The sequence below is a fragment of the Streptomyces sp. NPDC057428 genome, from assembly GCF_042803195.1.
Classification (GTDB): Bacteria; Actinomycetota; Actinomycetes; order Streptomycetales; family Streptomycetaceae; genus Streptomyces.
Map to the genome: position 1 here is coordinate 51,861 of NZ_JBHVCT010000007.1, position 25,512 is coordinate 77,372.

The 25,512-nt window shown below is 72.0% G+C and carries 26 protein-coding genes; 8 read left to right on the forward strand and 18 right to left on the reverse strand.

The genetic code is table 11. From position 1 onward, the window contains the following. Positions 1-55 precede the first annotated feature (55 nt). The 3 genes from ACFU5K_RS04740 to sigE all read right to left on the reverse strand — a co-directional run bounded on the left by ACFU5K_RS04740 (position 56) and on the right by sigE (position 3,596). Positions 56-1,801, reverse strand: coding sequence for a trypsin-like peptidase domain-containing protein (locus tag ACFU5K_RS04740; protein WP_384056791.1), 1,746 nt, complete (start codon positions 1,799-1,801; stop codon positions 56-58). An 89-nt stretch (positions 1,802-1,890) separates the two neighbouring features. Next, positions 1,891-2,838, reverse strand: coding sequence for a zf-HC2 domain-containing protein (locus tag ACFU5K_RS04745; RefSeq protein ID WP_384056793.1), 948 nt, complete (start codon positions 2,836-2,838; stop codon positions 1,891-1,893). Beyond that, a complete protein-coding gene (gene sigE, locus ACFU5K_RS04750; RefSeq protein WP_384056973.1) occupies positions 2,835-3,596 on the reverse strand; it encodes an RNA polymerase sigma factor SigE in 762 nt (253 codons plus the stop codon). The genes ACFU5K_RS04745 and sigE overlap by 4 nt, the downstream gene beginning before the upstream one ends. A 178-nt stretch (positions 3,597-3,774) precedes the next feature. Between sigE and ACFU5K_RS04755 the strand changes: the two genes are divergently transcribed. Continuing rightward, entirely contained in the window at positions 3,775-4,440 is a 666-nt protein-coding gene (locus ACFU5K_RS04755; protein WP_384056975.1) for an O-methyltransferase, read from the forward strand. A gap of 185 nt (positions 4,441-4,625) precedes the next feature. Here the strand turns inward: ACFU5K_RS04755 and ACFU5K_RS04760 are convergent, their stop codons facing one another. Beyond that, positions 4,626-4,793 (reverse strand): DUF3117 domain-containing protein, encoded by a 168-nt coding sequence (locus tag ACFU5K_RS04760; protein WP_003966491.1) that lies wholly within the window; start codon positions 4,791-4,793, stop codon positions 4,626-4,628. A 325-nt stretch (positions 4,794-5,118) separates the two neighbouring features. Here ACFU5K_RS04760 and ACFU5K_RS04765 point away from each other — a divergent pair, with 325 nt between their 5' ends. Next, positions 5,119-5,931, forward strand: a complete 813-nt coding sequence (locus ACFU5K_RS04765) for an enoyl-CoA hydratase/isomerase family protein (protein WP_384056796.1) — start codon at positions 5,119-5,121, stop codon at positions 5,929-5,931. 13 nt (positions 5,932-5,944) lie between these two features. On the opposite strand, the gene ACFU5K_RS04770 is transcribed toward ACFU5K_RS04765, so the two are convergent. Then, a complete protein-coding gene (locus ACFU5K_RS04770; protein ID WP_384056799.1) occupies positions 5,945-6,526 on the reverse strand; it encodes a DNA-3-methyladenine glycosylase I in 582 nt (193 codons plus the stop codon). Continuing rightward, positions 6,523-6,918, reverse strand: a complete 396-nt coding sequence (locus ACFU5K_RS04775) for a DivIVA domain-containing protein (RefSeq protein ID WP_384056978.1) — start codon at positions 6,916-6,918, stop codon at positions 6,523-6,525. The genes ACFU5K_RS04770 and ACFU5K_RS04775 overlap by 4 nt, the downstream gene beginning before the upstream one ends. 152 nt (positions 6,919-7,070) lie before the next feature. Between ACFU5K_RS04775 and folP the strand changes: the two genes are divergently transcribed. Beyond that, the gene (folP, locus tag ACFU5K_RS04780) at positions 7,071-7,943 is read left to right on the forward strand and encodes a dihydropteroate synthase (RefSeq protein WP_384056802.1); all 873 of its coding nucleotides are present in this window, start codon (positions 7,071-7,073) and stop codon (positions 7,941-7,943) included. A gap of 88 nt (positions 7,944-8,031) precedes the next feature. On the opposite strand, the gene ACFU5K_RS04785 is transcribed toward folP, so the two are convergent. Both ACFU5K_RS04785 and dapE read right to left on the reverse strand, forming a co-directional pair. Continuing rightward, on the reverse strand, positions 8,032-8,817 hold the full coding sequence (locus ACFU5K_RS04785; protein ID WP_384056805.1) for a TIGR00730 family Rossman fold protein: 786 nt from the start codon (positions 8,815-8,817) through the stop codon (positions 8,032-8,034). 85 nt (positions 8,818-8,902) lie between these two features. Then, on the reverse strand, positions 8,903-9,982 hold the full coding sequence (gene dapE / locus ACFU5K_RS04790; protein WP_384056807.1) for a succinyl-diaminopimelate desuccinylase: 1,080 nt from the start codon (positions 9,980-9,982) through the stop codon (positions 8,903-8,905). Positions 9,983-10,043: 61 nt separating this feature from the next. Here dapE and ACFU5K_RS04795 point away from each other — a divergent pair, with 61 nt between their 5' ends. Continuing rightward, the gene (locus tag ACFU5K_RS04795; protein ID WP_384056810.1) at positions 10,044-10,949 is read left to right on the forward strand and encodes a hypothetical protein; all 906 of its coding nucleotides are present in this window, start codon (positions 10,044-10,046) and stop codon (positions 10,947-10,949) included. A 306-nt stretch (positions 10,950-11,255) separates the two neighbouring features. Next, on the forward strand, positions 11,256-11,600 hold the full coding sequence (locus tag ACFU5K_RS04800; RefSeq protein WP_384056813.1) for an ATP-binding protein: 345 nt from the start codon (positions 11,256-11,258) through the stop codon (positions 11,598-11,600). An 82-nt stretch (positions 11,601-11,682) separates the two neighbouring features. Here ACFU5K_RS04800 and dapC read toward each other — a convergent pair whose 3' ends face one another. Together dapC and fdxA are read right to left on the reverse strand one after the other, a co-directional pair. Continuing rightward, complete coding sequence (gene dapC, locus ACFU5K_RS04805) at positions 11,683-12,786, reverse strand: succinyldiaminopimelate transaminase (protein WP_384056815.1); 1,104 nt, start codon at positions 12,784-12,786, stop codon at positions 11,683-11,685. 100 nt (positions 12,787-12,886) lie between these two features. Beyond that, entirely contained in the window at positions 12,887-13,207 is a 321-nt protein-coding gene (fdxA, locus tag ACFU5K_RS04810) for a ferredoxin (RefSeq protein WP_014154250.1), read from the reverse strand. A 117-nt stretch (positions 13,208-13,324) separates the two neighbouring features. On the opposite strand from fdxA, the gene ACFU5K_RS04815 reads away from it, so the two are divergent. Beyond that, the gene (locus ACFU5K_RS04815; protein ID WP_384056818.1) at positions 13,325-14,326 is read left to right on the forward strand and encodes a GNAT family N-acetyltransferase; all 1,002 of its coding nucleotides are present in this window, start codon (positions 13,325-13,327) and stop codon (positions 14,324-14,326) included. A 27-nt stretch (positions 14,327-14,353) separates the two neighbouring features. Next, positions 14,354-15,211 (forward strand): transglutaminase-like domain-containing protein, encoded by an 858-nt coding sequence (locus ACFU5K_RS04820; protein WP_384056821.1) that lies wholly within the window; start codon positions 14,354-14,356, stop codon positions 15,209-15,211. Here ACFU5K_RS04820 and tatA read toward each other — a convergent pair. From tatA to ACFU5K_RS04845, 5 genes are all read right to left on the reverse strand, one after another. Beyond that, complete coding sequence (gene tatA, locus ACFU5K_RS04825) at positions 15,204-15,407, reverse strand: Sec-independent protein translocase subunit TatA (RefSeq protein WP_384056824.1); 204 nt, start codon at positions 15,405-15,407, stop codon at positions 15,204-15,206. The two genes, ACFU5K_RS04820 and tatA, sit on opposite strands and share 8 nt — an antisense overlap. A gap of 343 nt (positions 15,408-15,750) precedes the next feature. Beyond that, positions 15,751-17,586 carry a hypothetical protein gene (locus tag ACFU5K_RS04830; RefSeq protein ID WP_384056826.1) on the reverse strand — a complete coding sequence of 612 codons (1,836 nt, stop codon included), beginning with the start codon at positions 17,584-17,586 and terminating at the stop codon, positions 15,751-15,753. Positions 17,587-18,016: 430 nt separating this feature from the next. Beyond that, positions 18,017-18,478, reverse strand: a complete 462-nt coding sequence (locus ACFU5K_RS04835) for a DUF6113 family protein (RefSeq protein WP_384056829.1) — start codon at positions 18,476-18,478, stop codon at positions 18,017-18,019. Beyond that, positions 18,475-19,392 carry an N-acetyl-1-D-myo-inositol-2-amino-2-deoxy-alpha-D-glucopyranoside deacetylase gene (mshB, locus tag ACFU5K_RS04840; RefSeq protein ID WP_384056832.1) on the reverse strand — a complete coding sequence of 306 codons (918 nt, stop codon included), beginning with the start codon at positions 19,390-19,392 and terminating at the stop codon, positions 18,475-18,477. The genes ACFU5K_RS04835 and mshB overlap by 4 nt, the downstream gene beginning before the upstream one ends. Before the next feature lie 71 nt (positions 19,393-19,463). After that, a complete protein-coding gene (locus tag ACFU5K_RS04845; protein WP_014154257.1) occupies positions 19,464-19,658 on the reverse strand; it encodes a hypothetical protein in 195 nt (64 codons plus the stop codon). A gap of 166 nt (positions 19,659-19,824) precedes the next feature. On the opposite strand from ACFU5K_RS04845, the gene ACFU5K_RS04850 reads away from it, so the two are divergent. Then, on the forward strand, positions 19,825-21,951 hold the full coding sequence (locus tag ACFU5K_RS04850) for an alpha/beta fold hydrolase (RefSeq protein ID WP_384056835.1): 2,127 nt from the start codon (positions 19,825-19,827) through the stop codon (positions 21,949-21,951). Between the two features lie 18 nt (positions 21,952-21,969). Here the strand turns inward: ACFU5K_RS04850 and ACFU5K_RS04855 are convergent, their stop codons facing one another. From ACFU5K_RS04855 to ACFU5K_RS04865, 3 genes are all read right to left on the reverse strand, one after another. After that, positions 21,970-23,094, reverse strand: coding sequence for a hypothetical protein (locus ACFU5K_RS04855; protein WP_384056838.1), 1,125 nt, complete (start codon positions 23,092-23,094; stop codon positions 21,970-21,972). A 202-nt stretch (positions 23,095-23,296) separates the two neighbouring features. Continuing rightward, the gene (locus tag ACFU5K_RS04860) at positions 23,297-24,535 is read right to left on the reverse strand and encodes an ABC transporter ATP-binding protein (RefSeq protein ID WP_384056841.1); all 1,239 of its coding nucleotides are present in this window, start codon (positions 24,533-24,535) and stop codon (positions 23,297-23,299) included. Beyond that, positions 24,525-25,502 carry an ABC transporter ATP-binding protein gene (locus ACFU5K_RS04865; protein WP_384056844.1) on the reverse strand — a complete coding sequence of 326 codons (978 nt, stop codon included), beginning with the start codon at positions 25,500-25,502 and terminating at the stop codon, positions 24,525-24,527. The genes ACFU5K_RS04860 and ACFU5K_RS04865 overlap by 11 nt, the downstream gene beginning before the upstream one ends. Positions 25,503-25,512: the final 10 nt, after the last annotated feature.

Here is a 25,512-nt window from a genome sequence, read left to right on the forward strand (position 1 = left end):
CGGACCGCTCCACGGTACCCGGCGAAACTGCCGACGCGGTACCTGCGGGTGGCCGTCAGGTGCCACTTGCCGAACCCAGTGTCAAAGTCATGGACAGGTCTTTGCCGCCCCTGGTCAGCCGGAGGCCGAGCTCGTCGCCCGGCCTGTGGGCACGGATCTTGACGATCAATTCCTCGCCGCTGTGCACGCGCTGGCCCTCGACCTCGGTGATGACGTCGCCCGCCCGGACGCCCGCTTTGTCGGCGGGTCCGGCCTCGGTCACGGCGGGGCCGCCGTTGTCAGCCTTCCCACCGACCTTGGCCCCGTCGCCGGTGAACTCCATGTCCAGCGTGACGCCGATCACCGGGTGGGTGGCCTTGCCGGTGTTGATCAGTTCCTCCGCGACCCGCTTGCCCTGGTTGATCGGTATCGCGAAGCCGAGGCCGATGGAGCCGGACTGGCCGCCGTCTGCGCCCGCGGCACTGTCGGCGGCCCGGATGGCGCTGTTGATGCCGATCACCCTGGCCTCCGTGTCGACCAGCGGGCCACCGGAGTTGCCCGGGTTGATCGGGGCGTCGGTCTGCAGAGCGTCGACGTAGCTGACGTCCGTGCCGTCGCCCTTCTCACCGCCCGCGGTGATGGGTCGCTGCTTGGCGCTGATGATCCCGGACGTCACCGTGTTGGAGAGGTCGAAGGGGGCGCCGATGGCCACGACCGGGTCGCCCACCCGCACGTTGTCCGAGTTCCCGAGCGGCAGGGGCTTGAGTCCCGAGACGCCGGAGACCTTGACGACGGCCAGGTCGTATCCGCTGTCCTTGCCGACGATCTCGGCGGGCGCGCTCTCGCCCCCGCTGAACGTGACGGTGATGTCGCCGGTCGAGCCGGCCGGGGCGACCACGTGGTTGTTGGTGAGGATGTGGCCCTCGTCGTCGAGGACGAAGCCCGTCCCGGTGCCCGACTCCGCAGAGCCGTTGACATGAAGGGTCACCACGCTGGGCAGCGCGCTGGAGGCGATACCCGCGACACTGTCCGGCGCCCGGCCGCCGTTGTCCCGGTCGGCCTGCGGGAGTTCGACGGTGGTCAGGCCGCCGTTGCGCTCGACGTAGGCGCCGATCCCGCCGCCGATCCCTCCCGCGACGAGGGCGAGCAGCGCGGCACCGACCAGCAGGGACCCCCGACGGCCGACGCGCGGGCGCCGGGGGTCCGCCATGGGGCCGGGGTGGCTCAGCGGAAGCTGGGGCGCGCCCCACGGGTCGTAGCGCGTCCACTGCGTGGCCTGAGTGCCCTGTGGGGGCTGCGCCGGGGGCGGGGCGGCCGGCCCTTGCGCCGGGGCACCGTGCTGCTGCGGCACGGCGTCCGAAGGGCGCTGGTGCTGGTGCGCGTAGGCCCCGGCGGTTCCGGGCGCGGTCACGGCCGTCCCGTGGCCGTCGGTTCCCTCGTACGGCGGGGGTACGGGGGTCCCGTGGGCCGGGGTCGGCACCGGGTGCTGCACCGGTGGCGCGGGAGCCCACGGGCCGGGACCACCGTAGGGCGGGGTGCTGTACTCGTCGGGCGCGTGCAACGGCTGCGCACGGGGCGCCGCCGCGGCGGGCGCCCCGGAGACGACGGGCTCGACAGTCGGCGGCGCCGGCGCGTACACCTCCAGGGACGGTGCGGACACCTGGCCCGCTCCGTCCCCGGAAACGGCCGGTGGGGCGGGCGTGTAGTCCTCGGGCCCGTCGGCGACGGCTGCCGCGTCCTCCGGGCCGGCCTGGCGGGGCCGCCCTGTCGAGGGACGGCTCCACCACTTCGTCTTCGGCCCGCTGGGCCTACCGTCGTCCATGCTCTCCCCGCAACTGGCCCTTGCACGCCTCACAGAGGCGTCCCTCCCGGAATTCAACCAGGTTTGCGAATCCGTGCGCAGGCTCCTGGTCAGCGCAGCGGGGAAAGCGCGGTCGCTCGGTCGGCCGGCGGCGAAGCGGAGGCCGTCGCGGAAGGTGCGGGCCGCATCGAGTCGCTGCTCGGGCCGAGCGCCGCCGAGTACAGCGGGCCGGCGTCCGTCGGACGTATCAGCGGCGGCACCGCGACGTTCAGCACCGGAAAGGCGGAGGTGCCCCCGGCGAACGCCGACGAGCTCAGCAACGCGGGTGCGGAGACGAGCAGGGGCCTGGCGGACGAAGGGGGTGCGGCTGTCGGAAGGGTGCCCCGGCCGTCCGTGACGGCGAGCGCGCCGCCACCGCCGCGACTTGCGGCGGCACGTTGACCGCCGGTCCGCTCCGCGGCGGTCAACGGCGTCGCGGGGGTACCTGCCTCCTCGGCGCTCAGCGGCGCCTCGGACGCGTAGTCGAGGGGAAGCGCGCCACCGAACGCGATGGCCGCGAACGACACGGCACTGGCCGCCGCGAAGACGAAGCGCCTGCCGCGCCAGGGGGAACGGTCGGCCTCCCGGCCCACGGCGTGGATACGGAAGGCGGAGCCGGACGGGCCGCCCGGCAGCACCGCGGTCGAGCCGTGGACCGTGGGCAGATATCCGAGGCCGCCCAGGGGGGTGCGCGCTGAATCCGCCGGACCGCCCGGTTGCATCACGGGGAGGATTCCCTCACCGAAGCTCCGGCCACCGGCCGGACCTTCGCCGTCACCGGGGCCCGCGGGGAGCCCTTGCAGTCGGGCGAGGAATCCCTCGGAGGGCGAGGGCGCCGCAGACGCCGCGAAGGCGCTCTTCAGCCGCCGCTGGGCATCGGCCTCGGCCTTGCACCTGGCACAGGTCGCCAGATGGGCCAGGACCCGCTCCCGGGCGTCGTGTTTGAGCTCGCCGTCGACGAGCGCGGCGAGCCGGTCCCCCAGATGCTGCTCCGCGGGGGTCGCACCTGTGCCGTTCACGCCGATCCTCCCTCCCCCGCCAGCACCGCGTCCGCCAGGGAACGCTGCTCGGCGCGCGCCTCGGGCGACCGGTGCCGAAGTGCCTTGCGCAGGTGCGAGCGGCCGCGATGGATGCGGCTGCGCACGGTGCCGAGCTTGACGCCGAGCGTCGCGGCGATCTCCTCGTAGGAGAGGCCCTCGATGTCACAGAGCACGACCGCTGCACGGAACTCGGGCGCGAGGGTGTCCAGCGCCTGCTGGACGTCCGCGTCGAAATGAGTGTCGTTGAAGACCTGCTGGGGAGACGGTTCACGGCTGGGCAGCCGCTCCGCGGCGTCGTCGCCGAGCGAGTCGAAACGGATCCGCTGCTTTCGGCGGACCATGTCCAGGAAGAGATTCGTCGTGATCCTGTGCAGCCAGCCCTCGAAGGTGCCGGGCGTATAGGTCGACAGCGACCGGAAGACGCGGACGAAGACTTCCTGGGTGAGGTCCTCGGCGTCGTGCTGGTTACCCGTCAGCCGATAGGCGAGTCGGTACACGCGGCCGCTGTGCGTGCTGACGATCTCTTCCCATGAGGGCGGGGTCCACGCCTGAGAATCCGCATCTGATGCGAAGGTCGCGGTCGGTGCGGAATCGTCGGAAGAACGGTCAGCGGTGTTGGTCACAGATTTCGGCTCACCCGCCGACCTGAGAAAGCGCCGCAGCGCTCCGCCCCGATCCACAGGCGCAGCCGCACCTCCCCTGTCGGCTCTGGTGGTGTCCAGTGGAGCCCCTACCATAGCCACCTCGCCCGTTAGCTCCGGATAAGCCTTTTTACCTGCTCGTGCCCCGGTGTCACCGGGGGCAAGAGGCACATTCCGGGCCAGGCCACGCGGCCCGGTCCAGCTGTTCTCCTCCACCCCCTCATAACGCCCGGTCCCATCTGCGGGTTCCCGGGTGCAGCGGATACAGTCACCGTTGCGCCAACTACGGGGACAGGAGAGGGTCATTACCGCCAACCGGCAGACGAGCTGGGCATTCGCCGACGCCTTTGTCGCCGAGGAAGAAGCTCTGCTCTGGGCCCGGGACCGAGCCCACGAGACGGGCCTCCGCCCGGTGTCGTCAGGTACCGGCGCAGCGTTGCGCCTGCTCGCTGCCACCGCGGACGCCAAAGCGGTGGCCGAGATCGGCACCGGTACCGGCGTGTCGGGCATCTATCTGCTGCAGGGCATGCGCCCGGACGGCGTACTGACCACCGTCGACCCGGAACCGGAGCGCCAGCAGTTCGCCCGCCAGGCCTTCCGCGCGGCGGGCTTCGCCACGAACCGGGCCCGCTTCATCCCCGGCCGTGCGCTCGACGTGCTGCCGCGGCTCGCCGACGGCGGATACGACCTCGTCTTCTGCGACGGCGACCGGCTCGAGAGCCTGGACTGCCTCGCTGAATCGTTGCGCTTGCTCCGGCCGGGCGGCCTTGTCTGCTTCGAAGGCGTCTTCGCGGACGGCCGCACCATCGACTCCGCCGCGCAGCCGGCCGAGGTACTCCGCCTGCGGGAACTGCTGCGGGCGGTGCGCGAGAGCCAGGAGCTCCTGGCCACGCTGCTGCCGGTGGGCGACGGCCTGCTGTGCGCGGTGCGGCGCGGCTGACCGCCTGCTTCCGGGCTTTCGCGTACGAGCCCCCGACGCCGCAGGGCCCGCGCACAAAGCTCCCCGCCCCCGGGGCCGTTCCCGTTCCGGGCGCGGCACCGTCACACCTCAGCCCCGCCCCGGACGCACCACTGCCCCGGCACGCAGTACGTGCCGGGGCAGTGGTGAAGTGTGGGCGCTCCGCCTCAGCCTACGACCTTCTTCAGGGCGTCACCGAGTGCATCGGCCTCGTCCGGAGTCAGCTCGACGACAAGCCGACCGCCGCCTTCGAGCGGAACGCGCATGACGATGCCCCGCCCCTCCTTTGTCACCTCGAGCGGGCCGTCGCCCGTCCGCGGCTTCATGGCCGCCATGCTCGTTCCCCTTCCTGAAACCAGCTCATCGCAGCCGGCGGCTCCATGACAGGCGCTGCCTCACCGGCGTCGAACACAATGCTTCCTCCGCATTATCCCGCATCAGGGACCCCGATGACCAACATCGGTCGGCATCGCTTGCGCAACGCGCATTCCCATAACCACCTAATTCGGCGATCCAGCTGCGATACTGCGCCGCCTGTGGCCCCCGGTCGAGGTCCAATCGTTAGACGCAGGTCACATGCCCGGCCCGCCCGAAGTCCGCCATGCTTGCGTCGACAGTGCCTGGACAGGCACGACGCCGGAGCCGTAAGGGGATCAAGGAATGGCCGACACCATGGCTGACGCCGTGCTCACGGACGTGAGCGACGGGCTCGCGACGATCACGATCAACCGCCCCGACGCGATGAACGCCATGAACACCGCCGCGAAGGTCGCACTTCGCGACGCACTCCTGGCAGTCGCGGACGACCCCGCCGTACGGGCGGTTCTGCTCACCGCCACCGGGCGCGCCTTCTGCGTCGGCCAGGACCTCAGGGAGCACGTCGCCAAGCTCTCCGAGGCGCGCGCGTCGGGCGGCGGCAACGCGCTCAGCACCGTGCGGGAGCACTACAACCCCATCGTGCGCGCCCTGACCGAGATGCAGAAGCCCGTGGTGGCGGGGGTCAACGGGGTCGCCGCGGGGGCCGGCTTCGGTTTCGCGCTCGCCGCCGACTACCGCGTGGTCGCCGACACCGCCTCCTTCAACACGTCTTTCGCGGGCGTGGCGCTGACCGCCGACTCGGGGGTCTCCTGGACGCTGCCCCGGCTGATCGGTCCGAGCCGCGCAGCCGACCTGCTCCTCTTCCCGCGTTCGATCTCCGCGCAGGACGCCTACGAGCTGGGCATCGCCAACAAGGTGGTGCGCGCGGCCGACCTGGCGAAGGAGGCACTGGCGGTCGCCCGAGCCCTCGCGGACGGCCCGACGGTGGCCTATGCGGCGCTGAAAACCTCGATGGCGTACGGCGCGGCGCACTCGCTCTCCGAGACGCTGGAGAAGGAGGACGAACTCCAGACGAGGGCGGGCGCGTCGCAGGACCACACGATCGCGGTCGAGGCCTTCCTCGCCAAGCAGCCGCCGAAGTACCTGGGCAGGTAGGACGGCTATCGGCCTATCGGCCGCCCCGGGCCACGCAGTCGGCGAGGTGGTCGTCGACCAGACCGCAGGCCTGCATCAGCGCGTACGCCGTCGTGGGACCGACGAAGCGGATGGACCGCTTCTTCAGCTCCTTGGCCAGCGCGGTGGACTCGGGGGTGACCGCCGGTACGTCGCCGAGGGTGCGCGGGGCGGGCCGGGTGGCCGGGTCAGGGGCGTACGACCAGATGAGGGCGTCCAGCTCCCCCGGGCTCCAGCCCGTCAGCACCTCGGCGTTGGCGAGCGTGGCGTCGATCTTCGCGCGGTTGCGGATGATCCCGGCGTCGGCGAGGAGACGTTCCCTGTCGGCGTCGGTGAACTTCGCGACCGCGGGAATGCTGAACCCCGCGAACGCGCTGCGGAACCCTTCGCGGCGGCGCAGGATCGTCAGCCACGACAGCCCCGACTGGAAGGCCTCCAGGCAGAGCCGCTCGAACAGCGCGTCGTCGCCGTGGACGGGGCGGCCCCACTCGGTGTCGTGGTAGGCGAGGTAGTCGTCCGTGGACAGGCCCCACGGGCAGCGCGGACGGCCGTCCGCCGCCGGCTCCGCCCCGCTCAACGCCCGTCCTCCCCGTCCTGCGCGCCGTCCTTCTCCCCGGTGAGCGGTTCGCCCGGGCGCTTGAACAGGTCGGGCCCCGTGACGGCCGTGGCCTGCGCCCCGGCCAGTGCCGACTCCAGCTCCGCGATGTGCGCGTCGCGCTCCGCGAGCTCGGCCCCCAGCCGGCCGAGCGCCTCGTCCACGTCCGTCATGCGGTAGCCCCGCACCGCCATGGGCAGCCGCATGGCCTCGACGTCGGCGCGGCCGACCGGACGGTTCGCCGGCAGCGGGTCCGTGAGCCGTTCCGGCTCGACGTCCTGCAGTACGGCGCTTCCGCCTCCACCGACCACCGCGAGGGTGACCGCGGCCACGACCACGACCATCGTGACGAGCAAGAACCAGAACACGTGCATCTCCCCGGGGGCGGAATAGCTGTCCGGGTCAGATCGTGCCACGTGCCGCCGACAGCCGGGGTTTCCCGTACGGGCCCGGACGCCCCGGCGCCGGGGCCCGCATGATCGGCGGAGGGCTAAGGTCGCAGGCGGACTACAGGAAGGAACCAGGAATGCGAAGCGGGGCGCTCAGGCTCGGGCGGCGGGAATTCGGACCGCACGAACCGGTGATCATGGCCATCGTGAACCGGACTCCCGACTCCTTCTACGACCAGGGCGCGACGTTCCGTGACGAACCCGCGCTGTCCCGGGTCGAGCAGGCCGTGGCGGAGGGCGCCGCGATCATCGACGTCGGCGGGGTGAAGGCCGGCCCCGGCGAGGAGGTGACCGCGCAGGAGGAGGCGCGCCGCACGGTCGGCTTCGTCGCCGAGGTGCGCCGCCGCCACCCCGACGTGGTGATCAGTGTGGACACCTGGCGGCACGACGTGGGCGAGGCGGTCTGCGAGGCCGGCGCCGACGTGCTGAACGACGCGTGGGGCGGCGTGGACCCCAGGCTGGCGGAGGTCGCCGCGCGGTACGGGGCCGGGCTCGTGTGCACCCACGCCGGCGGCGCGGAGCCCCGCACCCGGCCGCACCGGGTCGCGTACGACGACGTGATGGCGGACATCCTGCGGGTGACGGTGGGTCTGGCGGAGCGGGCCGTGGAGCTCGGGGTCAGGCCCGACGCGATCATGATCGACCCGGGCCACGACTTCGGCAAGAACACGCGGCACTCCCTGGAGGCCACGCGTCGGCTGGACGAGATGACGGCCACGGGCTGGCCGGTGCTGGTCTCGCTGTCCAACAAGGACTTCGTCGGCGAGACGCTCGACAGGCCGGTGAAGGAGCGGGTGATCGGCACCCTCGCGACGACGGCCGTGTCGGCGTGGCTGGGGGCCCAGGTGTACCGGGTGCACGAGGTCGCCGAGACGCGGCAGGTCCTCGACATGGTGGCGTCCATCGCGGGTCACCGGCCACCCGCGGTCGCCCGGCGGGGGCTGGCGTAGCGGGCGGGGCTCCCGCCCGGCTGTCCACCCCGCGGCCCCGTCGGGACCCGGCGTACGGGGGCGGCTCCGGCCCCCGTACGCCCGCGGCCTAGCGGCCCACTTCCTTCGTCACCAGACTGACGGCCTCGTCCACGTCGTCCGTGATGTGGAAGAGCATCAGGTCCTGCTCCGACGCCTTGCCGCCGGCGACGACCGTGTCCCGCAGCCAGTCGACGAGACCGCCCCAGTAGGCCGAGCCGAACAGGACGATCGGGAAGCGCGTGACCTTGCCCGTCTGGACAAGGGTCAGCGCCTCGAAGAGCTCGTCCAGCGTGCCGAGGCCGCCGGGGAGGACGACGAAGCCCTGGGCGTACTTCACGAACATCGTCTTGCGGACGAAGAAGTAGCGGAAGTTGACGCCGATGTCGACGTGCGGGTTGAGCCCGGATTCGAACGGCAGCTCGATACCGAGGCCGACGGAGACGCCCTTCGCGTCCCGCGCGCCCTTGTTCGCCGCCTCCATCGCCCCCGGACCTCCGCCGGTGATGACGGCGAACCCGGCCTCGACCAGCGCCTTGCCGATCTGCACGCCCGCCTCGTAGTCCGGGCTGCCGGCCGGGGTGCGTGCGGAGCCGAAGACACTGATGGCGCTGGGGAGTTCGGCCAGCGCACCGAAGCCCTCCACGAACTCCGACTGGATACGCATCACCCGCCAGGGGTCGGTGTGCACCCATTCGGAGTCGCCCTCCGAGTCCAGCAGCCGCTGGTCGGTCGTGCCGGGCTGGACCTGCTCCCTGCGTCGCAGCACAGGCCCCGTCCGCTGTTCCTCGGGCTTCACCGCACCCTCGGGAATCTGCGCGCCCTCGGGGATCCGTGCGTCCTCCGGGTTGCCCATGACCTGCTCCCTCCGCCGACCTGCGATGTGCGTGTGTCGCTTCAGCGTAGATCGGCGGAGGTTACACGCAGGGGAATGCCGTGGGTCAGCTGGTGAGCCAGGAGCGCAGGCGCTCCTCGCAGTGGGTGATCCGGTCGACCGACACGTGCTCGTCGCGCTTGTGCGCGAAGAGCGCGTCGCCGGGGCCGTAGTTCACCGCGGGCACACCGAGGGCGCCGAAGCGGGACACGTCCGTCCAGCCGAACTTGGGCTGGGCCGTGCCGCCGACCGCCTCCATGAAGGCCTTGGCCGCGGGGTGCGAGAGGCCGGGCATCGCGGCGCCGGAGTGGTCGTCGACGGTGAACTCGACGACGCCGCAGTCCTCGAAGACCTCCCGCACGTGCGCCTCCGCCTCCTCCGGGGTGAGGTCGGGGGCGTACCGGTAGTTGACGACCACGGTGCAGGAGTCCGGGATGACGTTGGTGGCGACGCCGCCCTCGATGCCCACGGCGTTGAGCCCCTCGTGGTACTCCAGGCCGTCGATGACCGGGCGGCGCGGCTCGTACGCGGCGAGCCTGGCCAGCACCGGCGCGGCGGCGTGGATGGCGTTGGACCCCATCCAGCTGCGTGCGGAGTGGGCCCTCTCCCCCGCGAGGCGCAGGTGCACCCGGACCGTGCCCTGGCAGCCGCCCTCGACCTGTGCGTCGGAGGGTTCCAGGAGGACGGCGAAGTCCGCGTCGAGCCAGTCGGGGTGCGCGTCGGCCACGTGTCCGAGGCCGTTGAGGTGGGCGGCCACCTCCTCGTTGTCGTAGAAGACGAAGGTCAGGTCCCGGTTGGGTTCGGGCACCGTCGCCGCGATGCGCAGCTGGACGGCGACGCCCGACTTCATGTCGGAGGTCCCGCATCCCCACAGGACACCGTCGGCATCGAGCCGGGACGGCACGTTGTCCGCGATCGGCACGGTGTCGATGTGCCCGGCCAGGACGACACGCTCGGCCCGGTCCAGCCGCGTCCTCGCCACGACGTTGTTCCCGTGGCGGTCCACGGTCAGGTGCGGAAGGGTGCGCAGCGCCGCCTCGACGGCGTCCGCGAGGTCCTTCTCGTGCCCGCTGACCGACGGGAAGTCGACCAGCCGGGCCGTGAGCGCGGAAGCGTCGAGTGAAAGATCGAGCGTGTGTCCATCCATGGTCACGAGCCTAAGGGAATCGCGTCTCGGCCCCGGTCGTACTCTCCAGTACGGTGGCCCCGTGCCTACGACCGCCACCTCACCCCGCCGCCGCCGTAGCCGCCTCTACCGCGTCTCGGCGGCTCTCGTCGTGTTCGTCGCCGTGGCCTGCTACCTGGCCCTGCAGTACCTCTCCGGCAGCAAGGGCTCGCCCCGTTGCATCGTCGGTCCGGCGGACGGCGGCGAGGGACGCACCTACGAGCTGAGCCCGGAACAGGCCGCCAACGCCGCGACGGTCTCCGCCGTGGGCACCACGCGCGGCCTGCCGGAGCGGGCCGTGACCATCGCGCTGGCGACCGCACTGCAGGAGTCCGCTCTGCGCAACATCGATCACGGTGACCGGGACTCCCTCGGGCTCTTCCAGCAGCGCCCTTCGCAGGGCTGGGGCACGCCCGGCCAGATCATGGACCCCGTCTACTCGTCCGGGAAGTTCTACCAGCACCTCGTCGACGTCCCGGGATACTCGCGGCTGCCCCTCACGGTGGCGGCACAGCGGGTCCAGAAGAGCGGGTTCCCGCAGGCGTACGCGAAGCACGAGCCGGACGCCGCGCTGCTGTCCGCCGCGCTCACCGGCAGGGAGCCCGCCTCCCTGACCTGCTCCGCCTCGACGGCAACCGCCCCGAGGCCCGGGGACGCGACCGAGGTGCGCGCCGATCTGGTGCGCGCCTTCGGGAAGGGCGTCCTGCCCTCCGCCGCCTCCGCGGGCGCCGCCGCGGCGAGCACGGTCTCGGTGCCCGTACTACCGGCCGAGGACGGCGTGGCCTCCCGGCGCGGCTGGGAACTCGCCCACTGGGCGGTCGCGCGCGCCGGCACCCTGCGGATCGACCAGGTCTCGTACGCGGGCCGGATCTGGACCGCCGACACGGACTGGCGGACGGAACGTGAGGATTCGGGCTCCGAAAGTGTCCGGATGAGGCTCGCTCACTAGTACGCCCCATCCCCCGTGCGGGCTGTCGGGCCTCCGGCCGCCCCGGCTCCCCGACGGCTCCCCGAGAGCTCTCGGAGAGGGGCGATTTCCTTGGGACACAAGTGAAGTGACGCTTCGTCAGGCGTTCCCCGAATACACCGTTCGCCCGGGTTCCTCCGTTGCGGATTATCTGACGCATTGCGCAGTCTTTACCTCGGTGCCCCGCAACCTTCCCCGCCCCCGGACCTGTTGTTCAGTGCGTCCGATCACCGGACAGGCGGATTCCGCATCCGCCACGAACCGTTGACGTCCCGCCGAAGGAGCAACATGTCCCTCCCCCTGACCCGTCGGATCGCCCGTGCCGCACTGCTGATCGCCGCGGCGGCGCCCGTGGTCGGCGCGGCCGGCGCCGCGAGCGCCGCGGGGCTCCCGCAGACCCCCGCACTCGGCGGCCTGACCTCGCTCGACGGCGCGGGCCTGAGCAGCACGCTGGACTCCACCTCGAAGCAGGGTTCCGAGGTCGCCAACGACACCGGCGGCAAGGTGGTCGGCACGACCCTTCCCGCCGCGGGCAAGTCCCTGCAGCAGGCCGGCTCCGTGGCCGATGGCGAGCTGTCGGGCGACACCCTCCCGACCAAGAACCTGCCGACCAAGGGCCTGCCGATCGGCTGATGAACCGGTGCGCGCGTCGCACGGACGCGCGAAGGGGCCTCGGGAGTGCAGACTCCCGAGGTCCCTCGGCGTCTCCCTGCTGTCAGGCCAGCCGCTCGGCCACCGCGTCGACACGCTCGTCGGTGGCGGTGAGTGCCACCCGTACGAAGTGGTCACCGGCGGGACCGTAGAAGTCGCCCGGCGCCACCAGGATGCCGAGCCCGGCGAGGTACGCCACGGTCTCCCAGCACGGCTCGTCGCGCGTGGCCCACAGGTAGAGGCTGGCCTCGCTGTGCTCGATCCGGAAGCCGTGGGCCTCCAGCGCCGCCCGCAGGACCGTGCGCCGCCGGGCGTACCGCGCGCGCTGCTCCGCCACGTGCTCGTCGTCGCCGAGCGCCGCGACCGTCGCCGCCTGGACGGGCGCCGGGGTCATCATCCCGCTGTGCTTGCGGACCTGGAGGAGCTCGTGCAGGACGGCCGCGTCTCCCGCGACGAAGGCCGCGCGGTACCCGGCGAGGTTGGAGCGCTTGGAGAGCGAGTGGACGGCGACGACACCCTCGTACGTGCCACCGCAGACGTCCGCGTGCAGCACGGAGACGGGCTCGGCCTCCCAGCCGAGCTCCAGGTAGCACTCGTCGCTGAAGACCAGCACCCCGTGCTCCCGCGCCCAGGCCACGATCCGGGTCAGCTCGTCCTTCGGCAGGACCTGGCCGGTGGGGTTGGAGGGGGAGTTGAGCCAGAGGAGCTTCAGCCCTGCAGGGTCCAGCTCCGTCGGGTCGTCGTAGACGACGGCCTCGGCCCCGCAGAGCCGCGCCCCGACCTCGTACGTCGGGTAGGCGAGCCGCGGGTAGGCGACCTTGTCGCCCGCGCCGAGCCCCAGTTGGGTGGGCAGCCAGGCGACCAGTTCCTTGGAGCCGACGACCGGCAGGACGTGTCCGTGGGCCACACCGGCCGCGCCGAGCCTGCGCTCCACCCAGCCGGTGAGGGCGTTCCGCAGCGCCTCGGTGCCCCATACCGTCGGATAGCCGGGACTGTCCGATGCGGCCGTCAGCGCCGCCTGGATCAGCTCGGGCACCGGGTCGACCGGGGTGCCGACCGACAGGTCCACGATGCCGTCCGGGTGGGCGGCTGCCGTCGCCTTGTACGGCGCGAGCCTGTCCCAGGGGAACACCGGGAGGCGGGAGGAGACGGGCACTGCTGCGGACACGGAACTCTGCTTTCTCGTACGTGGCATGGCTGCCGGAAAACACCTCGGCCCCGCACGGTGACGAGCCGTACGGGGCCGGGCGGCGCTCGTGCGGCCGTCTCTACTGGTTCTGCGGCGGCAGCGCGGCGATGAACGCGTGGTCGCGCTCGATGAGGCCCAGCTTGGAGGCGCCTCCCGGGGATCCGAGGTCGTCGAAGAACTCGACGTTCGCCTTGTAGTAGTCCTTCCACTCCTCCGGGGTGTCGTCCTCGTAGAAGATGGCCTCGACCGGGCAGACCGGCTCACAGGCTCCGCAGTCGACGCACTCGTCCGGATGGATGTACAAGGACCTGGAGCCCTCGTAGATGCAGTCGACGGGGCACTCTTCGATGCAGGCCTTGTCCTTCACGTCGACACAAGGCTGCGCGATGACGTAGGTCACGCTGTCGTTCCTCCTCGGTAGGGCGTTGGCTCTCGCGCGGGAGCGCGGCGTCGTCGATGCCCGCCCCTAGTATCTCCGTTCCGGGGCACGATCCGAACAGGAGGTGCGTACAGAGCTGTGGAATTCACCATCGGCGGACAACTCGAGGTTCGCATGACGCCTGCTGACGTGGGCAAACGCGTGTCCGTGCGGCGCGTCGCCGAAGCCCCTGCCGAGGGTGCCAGGTTCACCGACACGGTCGGTGTTCTCACATCGTGGGACGACGGCGTGCTGACGGTCACGACGAAGCAGGGGCGGATTGTCCGTATTCCGGAATCCTCGCTGGTGGCGGGCAAGACCGTGCCGCCCGCCCCGGCCCGCCGCCGGGGGCCGGCCGCCTCCTTCGTGGAACTCGCCCTGGCCACCGCGCGCGCCTGGCAGCCGGTGGAGAGCGAACCGCTCGGCGACTGGCGGCTGCGCGCCGCGGGCGGCTTCACCCGCCGCGCCAATTCCGCGCTCCCGCTCGGCGATCCGGGGATGCCCCTCGGGGAGGCTCTGGAGCGCGTGAGGGCCTGGTACGCGGCACGGGACCTGCCCGCGTACGTCCAGGCCGCGACGGGCGCCGAGGGAACACAGGAGCAGCTGTGCCCCGGCCTGGAGGACCACGGGTGGCGACGCGAGGTGTCGGCCGAGGTGCGGATCGCGGCGCTGGCACCCGTGGGAGACCTGGACGCGGATGTCTCAGACGTACGGACGGCCCGGGAGGCGGACGCCGCGTGGCTCTCCCGTTACCAGCGTTTCGGCACTCCGGGGCCGCACGTGCTGAAGGTGCTGGGGAGCGGCCCCTCGGTGTGGTTCGCCTCCGTGGCGGGCGAAGGCGCGGACGGCGTGCCCGCCGCGATCGGCCGTTGTGTGGTGGATGGCCGCTGGGCGGGCTTCATGGCCGTCGAGGTGGGCCCGGAGTACCGGCGTCGCGGTCTCGCCACGGCTGTCATGGCGGCGCTGGCGCGCGTGGCACTCGACGAGGGTGCATCGGCCGCGTGGCTCCAGGTGGAGGCGGACAATGAGGGGGCCCGCGCACTGTACGACGGCATGGGCTTCACGACCCACCACCTCTATCACCACTTCCGGCCCGCGTAGCGGGGACAGCAGCAGGGGTACGTTAACTTGAGCGCTCAGGATTCCGGCACCGCCGAACGCCGGCGACGGTTCGCCGAGGAGGCGCGCGCCGAGCGCCCGGACCTCGCGCTGCTCTGCCTGCTGCTGGGAGCCGAGGCGTTCGCCGCTCCCGGGCCGGCCGCCGAGACCGATCCGTACGGCATCGACGCCGCGCAGATCGAGCTGGACCGACTGGCCGGCCTTCTCCCCTACGGCGCCCGCGACGCCCGCGCCTGGGCTTCGGCTCTCGCGGAACTGCTCGGCGGGCGCTGCGGTTTCACGGGCTCGTCCCCGGACTACCAGCGGCTCGACTCGTCGCTCCTGCAGCAGGTGCTGCGGCGCCGCAGGGGTCTGCCCATCCTGCTGTCCGTGGTCTGGATCGAGGTCGCGCGGCGGGCCGGCGCCCCCGTGTACGGGGTGTCCCTCCCCGGTCACTACGTCGTCGGCTTCGGCGATCCGGCGGAGCGCGTGCTGGCCGATCCCTTCGCCGGGGGCGTGCCGTTGAGCGGTGAGGAGGCCGGACTCCTGGTGACCGGTACGACGGGGGCGGCACTGGAGCCGTCCATGCTGGTGCCCGCCAGGCCCCTGGAGACGGTGCTGCGCATCCTGAACAACGTACGGGCCTGGGCGACGGCCCGCCCCGAACGCACCGACGTGGCGCTGTGGGCGCTCGAACTCTCCCTGCTGCTGCCCTCGCACCCGGCCAGGCTCCGCTACGAGCGGGCCCAGCTCCTCGTGCAGCGCGGCGAGTTCATGCGCGGGGCGGCGGAGATGGACGAGTACGCGGAGATCGTCGACGGTATCGAGCCGACGGCGGCGGAGGCCATCCGTCACCGCGCCCAGGCCGCGAGGGCTCTGCTCAACTGACCTCGGTCTCCGGGCCGGGACCGGTGGCGGCGCCGGACGCACCGTCCTCTCTCATGGCCCGGGTCTCGCTCTTGAGGATACGCAGCGACTGTCCCATCGCTCGCGCAGTGTCCGGGAGCCTTTTCGAGGCGAACAGCGCTATGACGACGATCGCCACGATCAGCAGGTGCCAGGGCTCCAGCCCGTTACGCAGCATTTTCGGCCCGCCTTTCTGTTTCACACTTGTGAGCGCATCAGGTGCGCGCATTCACAAGATTACTGCACCATGCATCTATGCCACCGGGCGGTGGTGCCCCGTGCCTGTGGTTCGGCGGCGGGAGGAAGGTGACGACGGCGTGCCCGCGACCGGGGCCCGTGCGACTCCACATGGTGGACACAGGTCGCTTTCCTTCGGACGGTCCTCTTCGCGAGGCGGTGCACGGAAATGGTCCCGCACGCCCCGCCCCGGACGTCGCCCCTGACGTGACCGGAGCCGGAACGACGACCGCCCCCGCCCGGAGGTCCGGACGAGGGCGGTCGACAGGTGCCGCAGCCCGGGATCAGCCCTCGCCGCTGAGGTCGATCGTGACGGTCCGCTCGGCCTTGGTCTTGCCGAGCAGTGCGCCCTGCATGGCCTGGGCCACGTCGTCCGGTCCGACCTGGTGCTGCTTGCCGTCGGCCTTGGTGATCATGATGCCGTCGAAGACACCGTCCAGCAGGGTGTCGATGGCCTTCTTGTCGTAGACCTCGACCAGCCTGCCGTCGACCGGCTTCATGGACAGGATCTGCGGCAGGGACTTGGCGGGACCGAAGTCGATCGACTTGGGACCGGCGTTGATCGTCACCAGATCGGACATCGCGGGCTTCGCGAACTCCTTCATCGCCCGGTCCAGTTCGGCCTGGCTGATGGTGGGCTCGGTGGCCGCGACGGGCAGTTCCACGACGGTCGCCTTGCCGGTCTGGACCTGGGCGCGGTAGGCGTCGCGCACCGAGACCATCGACCGGTTGACGTCGAGGGACTTGCCCGCCTTGCCGGGCACGGCGACGGCCTTGTTCGGCTCGAACTTGATCGTGCCGTCGTTGGCCGAGCCGGAGACGCCCGCCAGGTCGGTGAGGGCGACTCCGAGCTTCTCCTCGTCTACCGGGATCACCGGGTCGGCGGGGCGTGCCCCGCCGAACAGGGAGCCGATCACGGAGACCGGGTTGTAGTCGCTGCCGGCGGCGCCGCGGACGGTCTCCTGGCTGTCCAGGGTGAGACCGGCCTTGTCCGGGGCGAGCTCCTGCTCCTTGCCGTCCACGGAGAGCTTCAGAGGCGCCTGGGCGCGCTTGCCGAAGGCGGCGTCGAGCTTGGCGACCGCCTCCTCCTTCGTGCCGCCGCCGATGTCGACGCCGAGCACCGTGGTGCCCTTGGGGACCTCGGAGTGGTTCATCAGCAGTCCGGCGCCGTAGGCGACGCCGAGCAGCACGAAGACGGCCGCACCGAGGAGGGCCGGCTTGGAGCGGCCCTTCTTCGCGGGCGGCGCGGGCTTCGGAGCGGGCCGGGGAGACGGCACGTGAGCACCCGGTCCGCCATCCTTGGGCCCCTCGGGCGGCCGGACCCCACCTGGACCGCCCGGGAACGCCGAGCGGGAGTCCGAAGGGATGACGGGAATGCCGCTGGTGAGCGTGTCGCCCGAGACGTTCCCGCCGGGGCCCTGGCCGGGGCCGGGCACCGGAGACTGCGGGGTGAGGATCGCGGTGTCGTCGGACAGCCGCGGCGGTACCCCGCCGGGGCGGCCGCCCGCAGGACCACCGGGACGCCCGGGACCGCCGGGGCCTGCAGACCCGCCCGGACCGGCCGGGCCGCCGGGGAAGCCGTCCAGGTTCGGCGTGAGGGAGGAACTCCCGGTGACCGGACCGGTGGTGGGACCGGAGGGGCCGGGGCCGCCCGGCTGCCGCGCGCCGGGGCCGGGCGTGGTCAGCGGACCGCCGGGTCCGCCCGCGCCGAGCCCGTCGAGTGCGCTGCCGCCCTGACGGACGCCCGGCTGCTGCGGGTTGTCCGAGAAGTACGGCGAGTCCGCGCGCGGCGGCGTCGGCGCGGCTCCGGGACCCCGGCCCGCGCCCGAAGGGTCCCCGGAGGCGGAGCCCTGGGAGCCCGGCCCGGGCGCTCCCGGCGGCGGCGAAGCCGCTGCCGGGGCCTGCGGCGGGGCCGGAGCCTTGCGCGGCGCGAACCAGTCGCTGCCGCTCTTCTCCCGGGCCGGCTTCTCGGCCGGGGCCTCTGCGGCCGGCGCGCCGTCACGTGACGCGGGCCCGGAGCCGGGCACCGGTCCGGAGGACGGCGCGGGTGCGCCGGGAACCGGAGTGCTGCCGGTCCGCTCGCCGGCCGGACGGCCGCCCGAGGCGTCCGTCTCACTCATCGGCGTACGCATCACGACAGGCGGGATCGGACGCGAACCGGGGATGTTGATCCGGATACGCGTCGTCAGCGTCGTCTCTGTTCTGGGCTCCTCGGGCTGAGGCGGATCCGCAGGCTCCGGAGCGTCGTCCGGCCCGTCCTGTGACGGGTGCAGCGACGGATACTGGCGTGATCCGTACGGCGGCGTACCCGACGGGTACGCGGCTCCGCCACGCCCCTGGGGGCCGGAGGACGAACTGTCAGTTTCACGACTCAAAGCAGGTTCTCCCGATTGGCTCCGCCGCCCGTACTTCCCCCATGCCGCAGGCCAGGGGACGGCTCGGCGCGCGCACCACCTTACTGGCCGCCACCGTAAGACTCTCGGCGCCGGGGGGAAACAAGGATGCACCCATCACCCGGCGGAGGGGCAATCCGGAGGCGGACATACCACATCATGTGCCAGGTCGGCCGGTGTCGTTGGCCTGAAATGGCAGCCGCGACATCGTGGCACACATCACAGCGACCGCCATTCCGCCGAGCAGGAAGAGCGCCAGGCCGAGCTCCTCGCCGAAGACGTAGTCGCCCTCGGGGCGCCCGCCCAGCAGCAGGACGACGGAGATGAACCAGCCCACCGCCGGCACCAGGGCGCCCAGCTGCGTCCCGGTCAGCATCCGGCCGCCGTAGAACAGTCCGGCCGACGCCGCGAGGGCGAGCAGCAACCCGCCCGGGAACAGGGCCGCCTGGACGAGGGTGCCCGCGAGTCCGACGGCCGCCCCCAGGACCACCAGGCCCACGTACAGGGGGATCCGCGCCGGGTTGGGCGGCGCGGCGAGACCGGTGGGCGCGGGGCTTCTCGGCGGGGCGTTGGTACGCGGCGACTCTGACGAGGCGCGCGGCCTCTGCCTGCTGCTCATGTCTGTGCTCCCGGTGCGAGGGCCGCGTCCGGCACGCCCGCGAAGAGGTCGTGCTCCCTGTCCCCATCGTCCCCGCCGGGGACTCCCCGCACCAACTGGTAGTACTCGGTCGTGAAGACGGGCTGCCCGAGGTCGTTCGAAAGAGCGAAGAACGGCCCGTCCACGGCGATCTGCGTGGCGTGCGCCCGCATGGCCGCGGTCTTCGCCTCGGCGTACGCGGAGCCGTCGATCTCCGTCGTGATCTCCGCTTCGTCCACGACACCGGGTACGTCGTCGATCGCGGCGATCCCCGGGAAGGCGTCGGGCCGCGTCTCACGGAGCCTGGCGAACAGTTCCTCGGCCACCGGGCGCGGCACCCTGTTCCAGTAGATCTTGGCGATGGTGTGCGGGGCCCCGGAGCCGGCGTCGTACCCGGGATCGGCGGCCAGCTCCGCCGCCCGCATCGCGACGCGGTGCGCCTGGATGTGGTCGGGGTGGCCGTAGCCGCCGTCCGGGTCGTACGTGACGAGGACCTGGGGGCGCAGGGAGCGGATCACCTCGACGAGGGGGCCGGCCGCCTCGTCCGGGTCGGCGTCCCAGAAGGCACCGGGGCGGTGGTTCGGCTCGGTGCCCATCATTCCGGAGTCGCGGTAGCGTCCGGGGCCGCCGAGGAACCGGTGGTCGGTGACCCCGAGCTCCCGCATCGCGGCCTCGAGTTCGCCGGCCCGGTGGCCGCCCAGGCCGCCGTCACGGTCCGCGGCGAGGTGCGCGAGGCCCGGCGGGATGACCTCACCCTCCTCGCCGAGGGTGCAGGTCACCAGGGCGACGTGGGCACCCTCGGCCGCGTACCTGGCCATGGTGGCGCCGTTGTTGATCGTCTCGTCGTCGGGGTGTGCGTGCACCAGGAGCAGACGGCGGCGGGGAAGGTCCTTCATGGGACCACCCTACGAGCCGCCCGCCCCACGGGCCGAACGCCCCACGAGGTCCGGGACGCCCGGCGCACCGGTCAGAACTTGATGCCCCCGATCATTCCTGCCACGTTCGACGTCACCTCCGAGATGGTCGGTGCGATCGACGAGCTCGCCAGGTAGAACCCGAGCAACATGCAGACCACCGCGTGTCCGCCCTTCAGTCCGGATTTCCGGATCAGCAGGAAGACGACGATCGCCAGCAGCACCACCGCCGAAATCGAGAGTGCCACGGCGGTTCACCTCCATCAGTACGGTCGGGACGGGCAGCACACATGGAGCCAGCAGGTTCATACCCACCGAGCGCTACGGATCATAACTATCCGTGCCGACGCATTGATCGGGGCACAGCAGCACGAGGGGCGCACGGAGCGCCCGCCGAGGGCTAGGTTCGAGGCCATGACCTCGCAGAAGCTGTCTTTTCCCCGCCAGCACGCCCGGACCCAGAGGTTCGCTCTCGGCGCACCGCGGGCGTTCACCGTCTCACCGGATGGGACGCGGGTGCTGTTCCTCAGGTCGGCCTCCGGAACCGACCGGGCGAACCGGCTCATGGTGCTGGACACCGGGACGGGCGAGGAGCGGGTCGCCGCCGACCCCGGCGCCCTGCTCGGCGGTTCGGCGGAGAAGCTGTCCCCGCAGGAACGGGCACGGCGCGAGCGGACCCGGGAGGGCTCGGCCGGCATCGTGGGCTACGCGGTCGACGACGCGGCCGAGTTGGCAGCCTTCACGCTCTCCGGCAAGGCGTACGTCGCGGAGTTGAGGGCCGGGACGGCGCGCCCCCTTCCCGTGCCGGGCCCGGTGATCGATCCGCGGCCCTCCCCCGACGGCCGCCACATCGCCTATGTCGTGCGGGGCGCGCTGCGCGTCGTGGGCGCGGAGGGCGAGGGTGACCGCGTGGTCGCCGAGCCCGAGGACGCGAACACCTCGTACGGCCTCGCGGAGTTCGTCGCGGCCGAGGAGATGAGCCGCTACCGCGGTTTCTGGTGGTCGCCCGGCTCGGACCGCCTGCTGGTCGCGCGGGTCGACGACAGCGCCGTCCAGCGGTGGTGGATCGCCGATCCGGCCCATCCCGGCAGCAGGCCGGCCGAGGTCGGCTATCCGGCGGCGGGGACGGCCAACGCCGAGGTGCGGTTGTTCGTGACGGACCTGGACGGAAACCGCACGGAGGTCCTGTGGGACCGCGCGCGCTTCCCCTACCTGGCACGCGTGCACTGGTCGTCGAACGGCGCGCCGCTGCTTCTCGTGCAGGCGCGTGACCAGCGCAGCCAGCTGTACCTCGCCGTCGACCCGGAGAGCGGAGCGACGCGTACGGTGCACGTCGACGAGGACGAAATCTGGCTTGATCTTTTCGCCGGGGTGCCTGCCTGGGCCCCGGACGGGCGGCTGGTGAGGATCACCGACGAGGGCGGCGCACGGGTGCTCGCCGTCGGCGACAGGCTGCTGACCGGAGACCGGCTCCATGTCCAGGCGGTGCTGGACATCGGGGAGTCGGACATCCTGGTGCAGGCGACAGCCGGGGAGAGCGCGGCGGACCCGGAGACCGGGCAGAGCCACGTGTACCGGGTCAACGAGCTGGGCGTCGAGCGCGTGAGCGAGGGCGCCGGGGTGCACTCCGCGGTGCGCTCGGGCAGGGTGACGGTGCTGGTGTCCGCCTCCCTGGAGCACCCCGGGACGGCGGTACGGGTACTGGGTGACGGCAGGCGGATCGCCACCGTCGCGAATCTCGCCCAGGAACCGGTCCTCACGGCCCGGGTGCACCTGGCGGAAGGGGGCGCACGGCGCATCCCGTGCGCCGTGCTGCTTCCTTCCGGATACACAGAGTCCGACGGTCCGCTTCCGGTGCTGATGGATCCGTACGGCGGCCCCCACGGGCGGCGGGTCGTCGCCGCGCACAACCCGCACCTCACGTCCCAGTGGTTCGCCGACCAGGGATTCGCCGTGGTCGTCGCGGACGGCCGGGGCGCTCCCGGCCGTTCGCCCGGGTGGGAGAAGGCCGTCAGGGACGACTTCACCCTCACCCTCGACGACCAGGTCGAGGCGCTGCACGCACTGGCGGAGCGCTTCCCGCTCGACCTCTCGAAGGTGGCCGTGCGCGGCTGGTCGTTCGGCGGCTACCTCTCCGCGCTCGCGGTGCTGCGCCGCCCCGACGTGTTCCACGCGGCCGTCGTCGGGGCCCCGGTGGCGGACTGGCGGCTGTACGACACCCACTACACCGAGCGCTGCCTCGGCGACCCCTCGGCGCAGCCGGAGGTGTACGCCCACAGCTCGCTGGTGACCGATGAGGGGCTCTCCGAGCCGGCCGGTCAGGCGCGGCCGATGATGATCGTGCACGGCCTCGCGGACGACAACGTGGTGGTGGCCCACGCGCTGCGACTCTCCTCGGCCCTGCTCTCCGCGGGCCGGCCGCACGAGGTGCTGCCGCTGAGCGGGGTGACGCACATGACCCCGCAGGAGCAGGTCGCCGAGAACCTGCTCCTGCTCCAGGTGGACTTCCTCAGGCGTTCCCTGGGGCTGCCCCGGGCGTAGGGCGCGGCCAGGGGTACTTCACCAGCCCGGCGGCGGCGAGGCGGGCGGTGGCGGGTTGCCGGACCCGCCGCCGCTCTGCGGAGAGCCGTAGCCGGGAGTGCCGGCCGGTGGATAGCCGTAACCCTGCGGCCCGCTCCGCGGGTAGCCGTAGCCGGGTGTTCCGCCCGGCGGGTAGCCGTAACCCTGCGCGCCGCTCCGCGGGTAGCCGTGGCCGCCGTATCCCTGACCGCGGCCGTCGGCGTCCTCCGTACCCCGGCGCGCGAGGACCAGCAGGGCCGCCGCCCCGGCGAGGGCGAGCAGGACCGAGGTGAGCACGATGAGCTGCTGCTCCGCCCCCAGGTCGCCGAAGCGGTCCGTCATCCGGTGATGGAAGGCGCGGGCGATCCCGGTCGCGCCCGAGACCAGCAGGAACCCGGCGAGGATCATGCCGAGGGGCCGGGCGTGGACGGCACGGAAGAGCGCGGTCCACGCCACCACCAGGCAGAGCACCGCTAGTACCGCACTGCTCCAGCCCGGCGGGGCGGCGGTCAGCCCGGTCCGGATGACCCGTCCGCCGATGAACCAGTCGGGGTAGAGCGCGGAGGGCAGGGTGACGAACTGGCGCACCTCCCAGGCGATCAGGACGGCCCCCGATGCGCCGAGCGCCAGGAACGCGGTGAAGCCGGCCCCCTGGCCCGGCCTGGTGGGCAGCGGCTCGTAGGGGTCGGCGGGCTGCCTGCGGCCGGCCGCACCGGTGACGACCAGTGCGAGCCCGGCGGCGAGTGCGACGAAGGTCCCGATGAGGGCGCGGGTGCGCAGTTCGTCGCCGTACCGCTCGTCCATCCAGGAAGCGCCGATGATCCACACACCGGGGAGGCGGAGCGCGAACGTGACGATGCCGGTGGTGACCAGTGTGGAGGCCGCCACCGAGGAGCGCAGCGAGGCGATCAGCGCGAGGACGTAGACGAGGAACAGGACGGGATCGGCCTGCAGGGTGGCGGGCGGCCCCTCGGGCCGCGCGTCGGTGTAACCCGCCCAGTGGCGCAGCAGGTCCAGCGGCTCCCCGACGGCCCGGAGGTCCCGCACGATCCAGCCGCCGACCGTGGCCGCGAGCACGGCAAGCAGCACGGCTCCGGTGATTCTGGCTCCCCGCGTGAGTATCACCCCGCGATACTCCTCCGCGGCCCGCGGACGGACAAGGGGGCCTGTGGGGCGGGGCGGACACGGGTGACCGGCCGGGGCGACATGATGATCGCCCCGGCCGGCTCACGGCACCCGCACGGCCGTACGCTGTCCATGGTGGAGCGTTCGGATATCGGAGGGGCGACGGTCAAGTTGCCTGCGTGTTAAGGAACTTGAGGGCTGTTTATTCCTCTTTGTCATCCCTGGGACCGGGCTCCCCGGACCCACCCGCTCCCCGGCCGCCCTGGTCGTCCTTGTCCAGGGACGGCGGCGCGTCCGCGGGCTCAGGCGTCTCCAGGAGCCCTTCCGTCGGCACCACCTGCTTCTCCTCGGCGAAGTGACAGGCCGAGTCGTGCCGCGCCGGTGTGTCCGTGTCCCGGAACACCGCCGGCACCGCCAGCAGCGGCACCTCCAGCTCGCACCGTTCCTGCGCCTTCCAGCACCGGGTGCGGAAGCGGCAGCCCGACGGGATGTTCGCCGGGGACGGCACGTCGCCGTGGAGGATGATCCGCTCACGGTGCGCGCGTGCCGTGGGATCGGGTACGGGCACGGCGGAGAGCAGCGCCTGGGTGTAGGGGTGCGTGGGGTGCTCGTAGATCTCCGCGTCCGTGCCGACCTCGACGATCCGCCCGAGGTACATGACGCCGACCCGGTCCGAGATGTGCCGGACGATCGAGAGGTCGTGTGCGATAAAGATGAAGCTCAGGCTGAATTCGGCCTGCAGCCGGTCCAGCAGGTTGACGACCTGGGCCTGCACGGAGACGTCCAGCGCCGAGACCGGCTCGTCCGCCACGATGATCTCGGGATTGAGCGCCAGCCCGCGGGCGATGCCGATGCGCTGGCGCTGACCGCCGGAGAACTGGTGCGGATAGCGGTTGATGTACTCCGGGTTCAGCCCGACGACGTCCAGCAGGTCCTGCACCTTCTGCCGACGGCTCCCCTTGGGTGCCACCTCGGGATGGATCTCGTACGGTTCGCCGATGATGTCACCGACCGTCATGCGCGGATTCAGCGAGGTGTACGGGTCCTGGAACACCATCTGGATGTTGCGGCGCACGGCCTTCAGGGCACGGCCGGACAGTTTGGTGACGTCGTCGCCCTTGTAGCGGATGACGCCCCCGGTCGGCGGCTCGAGGTGGACCAGCATCTTGGCGACGGTCGACTTGCCGCAGCCGGACTCCCCCACGATGCCGAGCGTCTCGCCGGCCGCCAGGTCGAAGTCCACTCCGTCGACGGCCTTGACCGCGCCGATCTGCTTCTTGAAGAGGATGCCCCTGGTCAGCGGGTAGTGCTTGACCAGGCCACGCACCTCCAGGATCGGGTCGCCCTCGGCAAACGGCCGCCCGCGGCCGGCGTCCCCGGCCTCGGAGAGCAGCGTGGAGCCTCCCGCGGATCCCCCTCGCCCCGTGTCCTCAGCGTGCATCGAGCGTCTCCTTCCAGAAGTGGCAGGCGCTCCGGCGTTCCTCGTCCACGGTGTAGAGCGGCGGGACGTCCGTACGGCACACGGCCTGGGCCATCGGGCAGCGGGGGTGGAAGGCGCAGCCGGACGGGATGCGCAGGAGGTTCGGCGGCAGGCCCTTGATCGCGTACAGCTCCTGGCCCTTCTGGTCCAGCCGCGGGATGGAGCGGAGGAGGCCCTTGGTGTACGGGTGCGCGGGGGCCCTGTAGATCTCGTGGACGGGGGACGTCTCGACGATCCGGCCCGCGTACATCACCGCGATCTTGTCCGCGACGTCGGCGACCACGCCCAGGTCGTGGGTGATGAGGATGAGCCCCATGTTGAGCTCGCGCTGGAGCTCCGCGAGGAGGTCCATGACCTGCGCCTGGACGGTCACGTCGAGCGCGGTGGTCGGTTCGTCGGCGATGATCAGCGAGGGCTCCAGCGCCATCGCCATGGCGATCATGATGCGCTGGCGCATACCGCCGGAGAACTGGTGCGGGAAGTCGCCGACCCGCTGCCGGGCGGCAGGGATGCGCACCCGGTCCATCAGCTCGACGGCCTTGGCCTTGGCGTCCCCCCGGGACATCCCGCGGTGCACGACGAACATCTCACCGAGCTGCTGTCCGACGCTGAGCACGGGGTTCAGCGAGGAGAGGGCGTCCTGGAAGATCATGGCCATCTCCTGGCCGCGGATCCGGCGCCTCTCCTCCTTCTTGAGCTTCAGCAGGTCGCGGTCCTTGAAGAGGATCTCTCCCCCGCTGATCTTCCCGGGCGGCATGTCGAGGATGCCCATGACCGCCTGGGCGGTGACCGACTTGCCGGAGCCGGACTCGCCGAGCACCGCGAGCGTCTCGCCCTCGGCCACGGAGTAGTTGACCCCGTTGACGGCCTTGGCCACCCCTTCCCGGGTGTGGAACTCCACGTGCAGATCGCGCACTTCGAGCAACATGGCAGCGGGC